Here is a 12,817-nt window from a genome sequence, read left to right as displayed (position 1 = left end):
AGCCGTCTGTGGATCGTTAAAAACGGGCCTGGGAGTTGTCCCCATCCACACCCTGTTTAAAACCCAGTTAACACACAATCCGTGAACAGGGCTTAACCGCGGAACGACGCGGTGGGATCGGGTTATCCACAGTTTCCACAGCAGTTATTAACACTACGAATCCCAAAAAATTGAAATCCCTCAAATAACAATCTCGTTCTGCCACCCACCCGACCATCCCGAGGACAGACCAACGGCCTGGCCAATGCCACCCTCCGGCTGTCCACAGAGGAGGGCTCCGCCCGGTCGGGGATGGGTTAATCGCGGATCTTCCGGCTAAGCTGTCAGCAGCGCTCCCATCCCTGGGTCTGTTTGTAGTTCGCTCAGCGCGGACCATGCAGGTTCCGGTGCCGGACTGCGAAGATTTAGCGGCTTCCAAGCAGGAATCCGCAGCTACTACATGGCAGCAGCAATGAAAGGCGGCACCCCTCCGTGAAGTTCAGAGTCGACCGCGACGTCCTGGCAGAAGCCGTTACGTGGACCGCGCGGTCGTTGTCTCCGCGGCCGCCCGTACCTGTGCTTTCCGGCCTCCTCCTCAAAGCCGAGGCAGGAACCGTCAGCCTCTCAAGCTTCGATTACGAGACTTCCGCACGCCTGGAAATTCCGGCGGATATCGCCGTTGAGGGCACAATCCTCGTTTCCGGACGCCTGTTGGCAGATATCTGCCGCAGCCTTCCCTCCGCTCCCGTCGAAGTCGAGACTGATGGCAGCAAAGTCACTCTCACGTGCCGTCGAAGCAGCTTCCACCTGGCCACCATGCCCGAGGCCGAATACCCGGCACTGCCGGCATTGCCTGCCATCAGTGGCACGCTGCCCGGGGATGCTTTCGCGCAGGCCGTGTCCCAGGTGATCATCGCAGCGAGCAAGGACGACACCTTGCCGATCCTCACCGGTGTGCGCATGGAGATCGAGGACGACCTCATTACGCTCCTGGCAACGGACCGTTACCGTCTGGCCATGCGTGAAGTCCCTTGGAAGCCTGTCACTCCCGGCATTTCGACAAGTGCCCTGGTCAAGTCCAAGACGTTGAACGAAGTAGCCAAGACCCTTGGTGGCAGCGGCGACATCAACCTTGCCCTCGCAGACGACGACAGCAGGCTCATCGGCTTCGAGAGTGGCGGACGCACCACCACCTCGCTCCTGGTGGACGGCGACTACCCCAAGATCCGCTCCCTGTTCCCGGACTCCACCCCGATCCATGCAACTGTTCAGACCCAGGAATTGGTCGAAGCAGTTCGTCGTGTTTCGCTTGTTGCCGAGCGGAACACCCCGGTCCGTCTCGCCTTCACGCAAGGACTTTTGAACCTCGACGCCGGTACCGGTGAAGACGCGCAGGCTTCCGAAGAACTTGAAGCACAGCTTTCCGGTGAAGACATCACCGTGGCCTTCAACCCGCATTACCTCGTTGAGGGCTTGAGCGTCATCGAAACCAAATTCGTTCGATTCTCCTTCACCACTGCCCCCAAGCCCGCCATGATCACGGCCCAGGCTGAAGCGGACGGCGAAGACCAGGACGACTACCGCTACCTCGTGATGCCGGTCCGCCTCCCCAACTAGCCGAAACGTACCCGCCACCTTCGCAGAAAAGAGTTCACACTGTGCACATCGGTCTGATCGGCCTCGGAAAAATGGGTTTCAACATGCGCCAGCGCATGCGGAACGGCGGCATCGAAGTCACTGGTTTCGACCGCAATCCGGACGTCACTGATGTTGCTTCCGTAGATGAACTCATCGCGGCCCTTCCCACTCCCCGACTGGTCTGGGTCATGGTGCCGTCAGGCGCGATCACCGACGCCGTAGTGACCGAACTGGGTGAGAAACTGAGCCCTGGCGACTTGGTGATCGATGGCGGGAACTCGCGTTTCACCGAAGACCAGAAGCACGCTGCAGCACTTGCCGAAAAGAACATCCGATTCGCGGATTGTGGTGTTTCCGGCGGTGTTTGGGGCCTCGAAAATGGTTACGGCCTGATGGCCGGCGGCGCCGATGAAGACATCGAACTGGCTCTGCCGGTGTTCGATGCCCTCCGGCCTGAAGGCGAACGCGCCGACAGCTTCGTCCACGTTGGCGGTGTCGGTGCAGGCCACTACGCGAAGATGGTCCACAACGGCATCGAATACGGCCTTATGCAGGCGTACGCAGAGGGTTACGAACTGCTGGCGGCAAAGGACATCGTGAAGGACCTTCCGGGAACTTTCCGGGCCTGGCAAAAAGGTACCGTTGTGCGCTCATGGCTCTTGGACCTCATGGTCAAGGCACTCGATGAGGATCCGGGCCTGGCCTCGATCGACGACTACGTCGAGGATTCCGGCGAGGGTCGCTGGACCGTGGAGGAAGCGATCGCCAACGCAGTGCCGGCTCCGGCCATCACCGCCGCGCTCTTCGCTCGGTTTGCTTCCCGTGAGGACAACTCGCCGGCCATGAAGATGGTCTCTGCCTTGCGCCACCAGTTCGGCGGACACGCCACCCGTCCGGCCAACTAGGCCGCAGGAGTCCTGCAAACGGCGTGTACCTCGAACATCTTTCGCTGACGGATTTCCGCAGCTACGCACAGGTTGACCTGAAGCTCGGCCCCGGCGTGACGGTCCTGGTCGGTTCCAACGGGATTGGCAAGACCAACCTGATGGAAGCCATCGGGTACCTTGCCACGCTGAGTTCACATCGGGTGAGCACAGATGCGCCCCTGCTCCGGTTCGGCGCCGAGCGCGCGATGATCCGCGCCAGGCTTGTCCGTGGAGAGCAATCAACGGTCATTGAGCTTGAAATCAATGCCGGCCGGGCTAACCGGGGCCGTATCAACCGCAGCAATCCGGTCCGGGCAAGGGACATCCTGGGCATCTGCCAAACTGTTTTGTTCGCACCCGAAGATCTGGCGTTGGTCAAGGGAGACCCTTCGAACCGCAGGCGCTTCCTGGATGAACTGTTGGTCAGCCTTGTTCCGCGGCATGCTGCAACCCGCAGCGACTATGATCGCGTCCTGAAGCAACGTAATGCCCTGCTGAAATCGGCGCGGGCCGGGAAATTCACGGCCGGCCATGAGGCAACCCTGGACGTTTGGGACCAGCACATGGCCCGCGCCGGCGCGGAACTACTCCACGCCCGGCTCGAACTCGTGGAAAGATTGCGTCCCCATCTGAACAGCGCCTACGCACAGCTCACCGACGGATCCAAAGAGGCGGGTGCGGTCTACCGCTCAACCATCCAGGGCGTCCTGGACGACGACGGCGGCCCGGCGGACCACGGAACGGAACCTTCGCCGTCGGTTGACGACCTTCGGCTCCTGTCCGTGGATGAACTCACTGAACGCTACATCCAGGCCTTCGCAGCATCACGGAAGAAGGAACTGGAACGGGGCATCTCCCTGGTGGGCCCGCATCGTGACGAACTGGAGCTCACTTTGGGCCAAGCTCCTGCCAAGGGCTATGCATCCCACGGTGAAACATGGTCCATGTGCTTGTCCCTCCGGCTCGCTTCCTACTACGTGATGTTGGACGATGCCCGCACCGGAGGCACCGCTCCGATCCTCATCCTCGATGACGTTTTCGCCGAACTGGATGTCCAGCGCCGGCGTAAACTGGCTGCAATAGTGGCTGGCGCCGAGCAGGTGTTGGTGACTGCCGCCGTCGATGCCGATATCCCTGAGGAGCTGGCCGGACGGCGCGTAACCGTTGTTCCGGGAGGCATCGATGGCGAAGGATAGCCGCGACGGACTTCAGCCCGGACGCGATCCGGACGAGATCGATGCTGCCCAAGCGGCGCTGAACCGGATGCGGGAGGCTGCTGCCGCCCGCGGTGAAGTGAGGCAACGGGCCCCCAGACCTGGGTCTGCCCCGAAGCGTAAGGGCATCCGGGATACCAGGGGATTCGCGCAATTCCACGGCAGCGGACGGGACCCCTTGGGCCTCGGAAATGTCGTTGGCCGATTGGTGGCCGAACGCGGGTGGACATCGCCTGTGGCCGTGGGCTCGGTGATGGCGGAATGGGAAACCTTGGTTGGAGGGGACATCTCGGCACATTGCACGCCGGAGAGCTTCACGGACACCACTCTCCATGTCCGTTGCGATTCAACGGCTTGGGCCACCCAACTGCGTTTGCTGAGCACGAGCCTCCTGGAGATGTTCCGCAATGAGCTTGGAGAAGGCGTGGTCACCAGTATCCAGGTGCTGGGCCCGTCGGCTCCAAGTTGGCGAAAAGGCGGGCGCAGCGTCAACGGTCGGGGCCCGAGGGATACTTACGGCTAAACGGCGTGCAGGGCGAATCAACGCCCCTGAGTCGTATAGGCCCCCATCGGGACCACCGTAGGGCGATTGCAGATAGGACCAGTGGCCTCCTACGGCCATATTCAGCTCTCGGCTGCCCCCGTATTTGCAAGGATTCGAGCGTATCCACGATAGAATTGGCGTAGATCACTGAGCGCCGGTGAAACGTCGTTGGGGTACTGGATCCACTCGCGTGGCATAGGGACCCCCTTCGTCGGATTAATCGGCGCAATCAGTCACGTGCCCGTTGGCGGCCGCGGTTCGCCGTGGGCAACACCGGGAACGGCCGACATCGAGTACAGAGGAGTCGAAAGCGCCTGTGGCTAACGACAATGCAGAGACCTTGGCAGTAGAGCCCGAAGAGGAGACTGTTCCCAAGCCTGACACGCCCACTGAGGCGCCCAGGGAGTACGGTGCCAGCGACATCACCGTGCTGGAGGGCCTCGAAGCCGTGCGCAAACGCCCCGGCATGTACATCGGTTCCACCGGTCCTCGTGGCTTGCACCACCTGGTCTATGAAGTGGTGGACAACTCTGTTGATGAGGCACTGGCTGGTTACTGCAGCCACATCGAAATCACTCTCCGTGCCGATGGCGGCGTCCGCGTTGTTGATGATGGCCGCGGTATTCCCGTAGACATTCACCCGACCGAAGGCAAGCCAACGGTTGAAGTGGTCATGACCATCCTTCACGCCGGCGGTAAGTTCGGCGGCGGCGGCTACGCGGTTTCCGGCGGCCTCCACGGTGTGGGTATCTCCGTGGTCAACGCCTTGTCCCGCCGCGTGGACACGGAAGTCCGCCGGCAAGGCCACGTTTGGCGTATGACCTTCGCCGACGGCGGCAAGCCCCAGGGCGAACTCGTCAAGGGTGAAGCCACTGACGTCACCGGTACGTCCCAGACGTTCTACCCGGACGGGACTATCTTCGAGTCCACTGAGTTCGATTTCGAGACGCTTCGTGCGCGCTTCCAGCAGATGGCCTTCCTCAACAAGGGCCTGCGGATCACCCTGACGGACGAGCGCCCGGTGAACCGCGACGGTGATGATGACCTCGACCTCGACGCCGTTGCCACCGAAGGCGAAGTCGCCGCCGAGCACCGCACAGTGGTGTACCAATACCCGGACGGCCTGCTGGACTACGTCAAGCACCTGAACTCGAACAAGAAGGTCGAAATCGTCCACGAGGACGTCATCGCCTTCGAAACCGAAGACACGGAGCGGCACATCGCCGTGGAGGTCGCCATGCAGTGGACCACCGCGTACTCCGAAAGCGTCCACACATACGCAAACACGATCAACACCCATGAGGGCGGAACGCACGAAGAAGGCTTCCGCGCCGCGATGACCTCGCTGATCAACCGCTATGCGCGCGAGAAGAGCATCATCAAGGAAAAGGAAGACAACCTCACCGGTGATGACATTCGTGAAGGCCTGACGGCCGTTATTTCCGTCAAGCTTTCCGAGCCTCAGTTCGAAGGCCAGACCAAAACCAAGCTGGGCAACTCCGAGGTGAAGGGCTTCGTCCAGCGCGTTGTCACGGATCAGCTGGGCGACTGGCTGGAACGCAACCCCGGCCCCGCACGTGATGTGATCCGCAAGGCCATTTCCGCTGCCCAGGCACGCATGGCGGCCCGCAAGGCCCGCGATAACGCCCGCCGGAAGAGCCCCCTGGAATCCTTCGGTATGCCCGGCAAGCTCTCCGACTGCTCCTCGAAGGATCCTTCGCGTTGCGAGGTTTACCTGGTGGAGGGTGACTCCGCAGGTGGTTCGGCCAAGCGTGGACGCAACCCGGAGACCCAGGCCATCCTGCCACTGCGCGGCAAGATCCTGAATGTTGAGCGGGCCCGCCTGGACAAGGCCCTCGGCAACGCCGAAGTCCAGTCGATGATTACCGCCTTCGGTACAGGCATCGGCGAAGACTTCGACATTTCCAAGCTGCGGTACCACAAGATCGTCCTCATGGCCGATGCTGACGTTGACGGCCAGCACATCACCACGTTGTTGATGACTCTGCTGTTCCGCTACATGCGTCCGCTCATCGAGAACGGCTACGTCTACCTGGCCCAACCCCCGCTGTACAGGATCAAGTGGTCCAACGCGGCCCACGATTACGTCTACAGCGACCGCGAACGAGATGAAACCATCCGCAAGGGTGCTTCCATGAACAAGCGACTCCCCAAGGACAACGGCATCCAGCGCTACAAGGGCCTGGGCGAGATGGACTACACGGAACTGTGGGATACCACCATGGACCCCGATCGCCGCACCCTGTTGCAGGTCACCATGGATGATGCACTGGCCGCTGACCAGACCTTCTCTGTCTTGATGGGCGAGGACGTTGAATCGCGCCGTAACTTCATCCAGCAGAACGCCAAGGACGTCAGGTTCCTCGATATCTAGGGCTCCACAAGGGCATCTGAATATTCCAGAACTGACATATACCTGAAACGGAAACCTTAGATTATGAGTGACGAAACTCCCGAAGTCCCGGCGGAATCGAATGACGCAGAGGATGTTGTTCTTGAGGGTGATGTGCTGACCGACCGCGTGGAGCAGGTGGACCTGCAGACGGAAATGCAGAGGTCCTACCTGGACTACGCCATGGCCGTTATTGTGGGCCGCGCCCTCCCTGACGTCCGTGACGGACTGAAGCCGGTGCATCGCCGCGTTTTGTACGCAATGTTCGACGGCGGCTACCGCCCCGACCGCTCTTTCAACAAGTGCGCCCGCGTGGTGGGCGATGTCATGGGTACCTATCACCCGCACGGTGACATGGCGATCTACGATGCTTTGGTCCGCCTGATCCAGGACTGGACCATGCGGTACCCGCTGGCACTTGGCCAGGGCAACTTCGGTTCGCCCGGTAACGACGGCGCTGCCGCACCGCGTTACACCGAAACCAAGATGGCCCAACTGGCCATGGAAATGGTCCGCGATATCGACGAGGAAACCGTCGACTTCCAGGACAACTATGACGGCAAGAACCAGGAACCGACCATCCTGCCGGCGCGTTTCCCCAACCTGCTGGTCAACGGCTCCTCAGGCATCGCCGTCGGCATGGCCACCAACATTCCGCCGCACAACCTTCGCGAGGTCGCAGAGGGTGTGCAGTGGGCGCTTGAGAACCCCACCGCCACCCGCGAGGAGCTCCTCGAAGCACTGTTGCTGCGCATCAAGGGACCCGACTTCCCAACTGGTGCCACCATCCTTGGCCACAAGGGCATCGAGGATGCGTACCGTACCGGGCGTGGCTCCATCACCATGCGGGCCGTGGTCAATGTCGAGGAACTCCAGGGCCGCACCTGCTTGGTGGTCACCGAACTTCCTTACCAGGCCAACCCGGACAACCTTGCCATCAAGATTGCTGAACTGGTCAAGGACGGCAAGATCCAGGGCATCGCAGACCTCCGCGATGAAACCTCCGGCCGAACAGGCCAACGCCTGGTGATCGTGCTCAAGCGCGACGCCGTGGCGAAGGTGGTCTTGAACAACCTCTACAAGCACACGCAGCTGCAGGACAACTTCTCGGCGAACATGCTGGCAATTGTCGACGGCGTCCCGCGCACCTTGAGCCTGGATGCTTTCATCCGCCACTGGGTTGCGCACCAGATGGACGTCATTGCACGCCGTACCCGCTACCGCCTTCGCAAGGCCGAGGAAGAAGCGCACATTCTGCGTGCACTCCTCAAGGCACTGGACATGCTGGACGAGGTCATTGCCCTCATCCGCGCTTCCAACACCACAGAAGCTGCCCGCGAAGGCCTCATGGGGTTGCTGGAGATCGATGAACTCCAGGCCCGCGCCATCCTGGACATGCAGTTGCGCCGACTGGCCGCCCTGGAACGCCAGAAGATCCAGGATCGTCACTCCGAGCTCGAAGCGATGATCGAGGAGTACAACGCGATCCTGGCTTCCGAGGAACGCCAGCGCCAGATCATCAGCGAGGAACTCGCGGAGATCGTCGCCAAGCACGGAGATGACCGCCGGACGCACATCCTGATGGGCTTCGACGGCGACATGTCCATGGAAGACCTGATTCCCGAAGAGGAAATGGTCGTCACCATTACGCGCGGTGGGTACGTCAAGCGCACCCGCAGCGACAACTACCGTTCCCAGCAGCGTGGCGGCAAGGGGATCAAGGGTGCGCAGTTGCGAGGCGACGATGTCGTTGAGCACTTCTTCGTCACCACTACCCACCACTGGCTGCTGTTCTTTACCAACTTGGGTCGCGTCTACCGTGCCAAGGCTTACGAGCTCGCTGAAGCCGGCCGTGATGCCAAGGGCCAGCACGTCGCCAACCTGTTGGCCTTCCAGCCGGATGAGCACATCGCCCAGGTTCTTGACCTAAGGGACTACCAGCAGGCTCCGTACTTGGTGCTCGCCACCAAGAACGGACTGGTCAAGAAGACGAGGTTGGAGGACTATGACACCAACCGCACCGCCGGTGTCATCGCGATCAACCTGCGCGACGAGGACGAGTTGGTCTCCGCCCAGCTGGTCAGCGAGACCGATGACCTGCTTCTGGTTTCACGCAAGGGCCAGTCGATCCGATTCACAGCCACCGATGACGCACTGCGCCCCATGGGCCGGGCTACCTCGGGTGTAACCGGTATGAAGTTCCGTGAAGACGACGAACTGCTTGCCGCAGATGTGGTCCAGGACGGCTCCTTCGTCTTCATCGTTACTGAGGGTGGCTACGCCAAGCGGACCGCAGTGGACGAATACCGCCTGCAGGGCCGTGGCGGCCTGGGCATCAAGGTAGCCAAGCTTGCTGAAGACCGCGGTGACCTTGTGGGCGCCTTGATCGTGCAGGAAGAGGACGAAGTCCTGGTAGTCATGGAAGGCGGCAAGGTGGTCCGCTCGGCAGTGACCGGCGTCCCTGCCAAGGGCCGTGACACCATGGGCGTCATCTTCGCCAAGCCGGACAAGAATGACCGCATTATTGAGGTTGCACGCAACAGCGAACGCGGCCTGGAAGGCGAAGAGTCCGAAGACGGACTCGACGATGACGTAACGTTGGCTGCAAACGACGGCGCCTCCGAGGCGACCGTGACGGCCGAAACGGAAAACGACGCAGACCCGGATATCGAAACGGGCGCGGAGCTGAACGAAGACAACACCGGAGGTAACGAGTGAGTAATTCCGACTCATATCCCAAGCCGAGCACAGGTGTCCCCGGCGGACTCCGGCAGCCCTCGGGCAGCGCACAGGCAGGAACCCCTGCACGGCCCCAGCAGCGTCCCGGAACCGGGTCCACCGGTTCCGGTGCCACAGGAGCACGACCCGCTAACGGGACCAACTCCGCTCAGCGGCCCGCCGGCGCTCCGGGACAGCGACCCGCGCAGGCAGGTCAGCGTCCTGCCGGCGCCCCCGGGCAACGACCGGCTCAGCCCGGCCAGCGCCCCGCGGGTTCCGGGGCCCAGCGCCCCGCCCAGGGCGGTCCCGGCCTGGTGAAGCCTGCTCCCAAGGCCAAGGTTCGTCGCGCACGCCTCTTGGTCAGCAAGGTGGACCCGTGGTCAGTCCTGAAGATGGCATTCCTGCTGTCTGTTGCGCTGGGCATCGTCACCGTAGTTGCTGCCATCGTGCTCTGGACGGTGCTGGATCTCACGGGCATCTTCAACCAGGTGGATAGCCTTCTGGGCACCCTGGCGGGATCGGAGGGCAGTGGATTCGAGCTGAAGAAGATTGCCTCGCTGGGCCAAGTTGCATCCTTCGCCACCATTATTGCCGTGGTGAACGTGGTCTTGCTGACCGCACTGTCCATGCTCTCAGCGGTTCTGTATAACATTTCCGCAACGTTGGTTGGCGGCGTCGGCGTCACGCTGACCGACGACTAGCAAAAACCCGCGGAATGACGCCGAAATCGGCGGAAAACCTCCGCGGAAAAGCCTCGATTTGAGATCGGGCCGGGATGTGCTGTACAGTCATATCTCGGCCCGATGAGGCATCGGGGCGTATAGCTCAGGCGGTTAGAGCGCTTCGCTGATAACGAAGAGGTCCCAGGTTCAAGTCCTGGTACGCCCACGGAACCGAAAGAGGTTCAGGTAAAACTGAACCGGAATGAGGTACTTGTGAAGAAGTTGCTGGTACTAGTGGCAGCGGCAATCGCAGGTGTCCTGGTCTATAAAAAGGCCCAGGAATCCGAAGCCCGGAAGGATGTCTGGAGCAAGTCAACCGACAAGGTCGACTAGCCGAAGGGCCCGATTCGAACTGGTAATTGCCAGCTCGGACATGGGGTATGATTGACGGGTTGCTTCTTATGGGGGCATGGCGCAATTGGTAGCGCACCTGCTTTGCAAGCAGGGGGTTCGGGGTTCGAGTCCCCGTGCCTCCACCATAAGAAAAGTCCCGGTCAGAAATGACCGGGACTTTTGCCTTTAATGCCCGATGCCCGGGGATAACATTCGGCCTCCCTCAGCATCATTCCGACGGCGCTGGTCGCCTCGCGCACACAACGGTTCCTAGCTGGGCGGTACAGTCTGCAGTGCCCGCTCGAGGAATACGGTCAGTTCGCCATTGCCCAGGACGGGCGTCACCACGCCAAGTTCCAACGTTGGCTGCGTCTTTGCCCCGGCTGTCTTCAGGGCGCCCTGCACGTTGATGCGGGCTGCGGCGGCGGCCTGTGCATCGCCACGCTTGGCGGCCTCCAGCATGTTCAGGGCAGCCTCCACGCCACGTCCGTACTCTGCCGCCGCTGCAACCCACGTGGAGCCGTCCTGGGCGAAACCGGGCATCGCCATGCGTGGCAGGAGTTCGGGAAGCCGTTGAAGCAGCCCAGCGCGACTCCCCAATGCCTCCGATGGTGACTTGCCGGCGTCGTAATCCGTCCAGAACTGGTCAATATCGCCTCGCAGCTCCGGGGCGGATGGTGTGAGGTCGTCGTCCTGCCAGTCCTGGTTCAGGTCCACGAAAGCCCGCACCGCGGCTTGGACTTCCGGGTCGGGTCCGGAGAGCAGGGACAAGGCCGCGTTCATGGATTTGGCGGGGTTGTATGCCGGGCCGTTCCAGGAGAGGTCCGCGTAGTTGAAGATGGCTGGCAAGGACAGATAGGGCTGAATCATGGGGTTGGTGACAATGCCCTGGATGGACTGATGGAGGTTGGCGTCCCTCCCGATCACGGGGGCCAGGAAGAGATGATCCTGGGAAAAGTCGTTGACAGGATAGTTGTCCCAAATGACGATGGGCCGGGAGTCGCCAGGGCTCCCGTAGGTCCCGGCGGCCGTTTCCGCTGATTTCAGGGTGATCCGGTGTGAGACCACATCCTCACCCGTCCACTGCACCACGATCCCGGGATTCAACGCCTGGCCAAGTTCCCGCTTATAGGGAGTGCTCGCGGAGCCGTTGTAGAAGGTGGGAACCGTTTCCAGTGGGAGGACGCCGTCCTTGGCAGAGATGAACTTGGCATTCACGTCGTTGAGGAAGGATGCCTGTGCCTTTGCCAGGTTGGCCTGACCCGAACCAAACTCCCGGAGATCGTCGGCACATTGGACTTTCGTGGCGATGTCATCGAGGGGAATCACGAAGGAACGGACACCCAGCGAATACAGGGATTCAAGCTTGGCCACCGCGTCATCGAGGTCAGCCTCGCGCGAATAGCAAATGTCGATTCCCGGTGAGAGGGCGTAGCTGAAACGGATGTGGTTGGCCGCTGCTGTGTCGATGAGCTCCCGCAGCTCCTCAAGCTCCTGATTCGTGTAAAGGTCCCGCCATCTTTCCCTCAACAAGGGATCGTCCTTCGGCGAATAGATGTAAGTGTTCATCTTCTGCCTGCCCGCGAATTCGATGACATCCAGGCGGGCCTGATGGGACCAGGGGGTGCCGTAGAAGCCCTCGATGACACCGCGGGTTTCCATCAGCGGCCAGTCACCCACCAGGACCGGAACCACTGAACCGTCCCTGAGCACCTGCCGTAGGGTCTGGACGGCGTGGAAGACGCCGTCGTTGTCCCGTCCTGCCAGCACGGCCGTCGGAATCCCGCCGGGCTGTCCTGTGGCAACCACATAGCCTTCTGCGTGCCCAAGAGCGTCCCGGAGAGTGGCATCGCTGTCCAGCTGCAAATCGCTGAGAACCGGAGCTACGGCTGAGTCCACGCCCAAATGGATGGCAGATGACCCTTCGCGTGGGTTCGCAAGCGCTGTCACCACCTCCGACGTGCCCCCGGCGCCTGCCACAAGGTCCTGCACTGCGGCGGTGGAGGCTTGATCCGTTCCAGCGGGGGCAACCACGTACACGTGGCCGTTCAAGGGAACAGGGCTGCCCGTTCCGGCCTTGGCGTGCTGCGGCACGGGGAAGATACTTGGAACGCCCGCCCTGTTTCCTTCGGGCTCGTCAGGGCGGTCACGTGGAACAGCGAACCACCCGGCAACAACGAGCGCGGCCGTCAGCACCCCGGCCGCGACCAGCAGCAGAACAGATCGCCGGCGCTTGGTGCCGGTGCCGACGGGTGCCGTGTTCAATCAGATAACCCCTTGGGTACGCCGTGACCGGCTCACTGGAATGCTGAGTCAAGACAACCACACTG

At 61.6% G+C, this 12,817-nt stretch carries 8 protein-coding genes, 2 tRNA genes and 1 pseudogene; 10 read left to right on the top strand and 1 reads right to left on the bottom strand.

The genetic code is table 11. The features are described from left to right. The first annotated feature begins 471 nt into the window (after positions 1-471). The 10 genes and pseudogenes from dnaN (at position 472) to LN996_RS03415 (ending at position 10,633) form a co-directional block, all read left to right on the top strand. Positions 472-1,596: a DNA polymerase III subunit beta gene (gene dnaN, locus LN996_RS03460; protein ID WP_231338788.1), complete on the top strand. Its 1,125-nt coding sequence runs from the start codon at positions 472-474 to the stop codon at positions 1,594-1,596. 11 nt (positions 1,597-1,607) lie between these two features. Further along, a pseudogene (gene gnd, locus LN996_RS03455) lies at positions 1,608-2,522 on the top strand (phosphogluconate dehydrogenase (NAD(+)-dependent, decarboxylating)); the annotation flags it as partial. A 23-nt stretch (positions 2,523-2,545) separates the two neighbouring features. Beyond that, complete coding sequence (gene recF / locus LN996_RS03450) at positions 2,546-3,739, top strand: DNA replication/repair protein RecF (protein ID WP_231338786.1); 1,194 nt, start codon at positions 2,546-2,548, stop codon at positions 3,737-3,739. After that, the gene (locus tag LN996_RS03445; RefSeq protein ID WP_231338785.1) at positions 3,726-4,280 is read left to right on the top strand and encodes a DUF721 domain-containing protein; all 555 of its coding nucleotides are present in this window, start codon (positions 3,726-3,728) and stop codon (positions 4,278-4,280) included. The genes recF and LN996_RS03445 overlap by 14 nt, the downstream gene beginning before the upstream one ends. A 337-nt stretch (positions 4,281-4,617) precedes the next feature. Continuing rightward, complete coding sequence (gene gyrB / locus LN996_RS03440; RefSeq protein WP_308102693.1) at positions 4,618-6,696, top strand: DNA topoisomerase (ATP-hydrolyzing) subunit B; 2,079 nt, start codon at positions 4,618-4,620, stop codon at positions 6,694-6,696. A 63-nt stretch (positions 6,697-6,759) separates the two neighbouring features. Beyond that, positions 6,760-9,432 carry a DNA gyrase subunit A gene (gene gyrA, locus LN996_RS03435; RefSeq protein ID WP_231338784.1) on the top strand — a complete coding sequence of 891 codons (2,673 nt, stop codon included), beginning with the start codon at positions 6,760-6,762 and terminating at the stop codon, positions 9,430-9,432. Continuing rightward, a complete protein-coding gene (locus LN996_RS03430; protein WP_231338783.1) occupies positions 9,429-10,133 on the top strand; it encodes a DUF3566 domain-containing protein in 705 nt (234 codons plus the stop codon). Before gyrA ends, LN996_RS03430 begins: the two co-directional genes overlap by 4 nt. Positions 10,134-10,246: 113 nt before the next feature. Then, positions 10,247-10,320 (top strand) — tRNA-Ile (locus LN996_RS03425). A gap of 47 nt (positions 10,321-10,367) precedes the next feature. Then, entirely contained in the window at positions 10,368-10,487 is a 120-nt protein-coding gene (locus LN996_RS03420; protein WP_231338782.1) for a DLW-39 family protein, read from the top strand. A 70-nt stretch (positions 10,488-10,557) separates the two neighbouring features. After that, positions 10,558-10,633, top strand: a tRNA-Ala gene (locus LN996_RS03415). Positions 10,634-10,757: 124 nt separating this feature from the next. Here LN996_RS03415 and LN996_RS03410 read toward each other — a convergent pair. After that, a complete protein-coding gene (locus LN996_RS03410; RefSeq protein ID WP_231338781.1) occupies positions 10,758-12,752 on the bottom strand; it encodes a beta-N-acetylglucosaminidase domain-containing protein in 1,995 nt (664 codons plus the stop codon). Positions 12,753-12,817 lie beyond the last annotated feature (65 nt).

The sequence above is a fragment of the Arthrobacter sp. AK01 genome (assembly GCF_021109375.1).
Taxonomy (GTDB): domain Bacteria; phylum Actinomycetota; class Actinomycetes; order Actinomycetales; family Micrococcaceae; genus Arthrobacter.
Note: the sequence above shows the minus strand (reverse complement) of the source record. Positions and strands in the feature narration are given on the sequence as shown.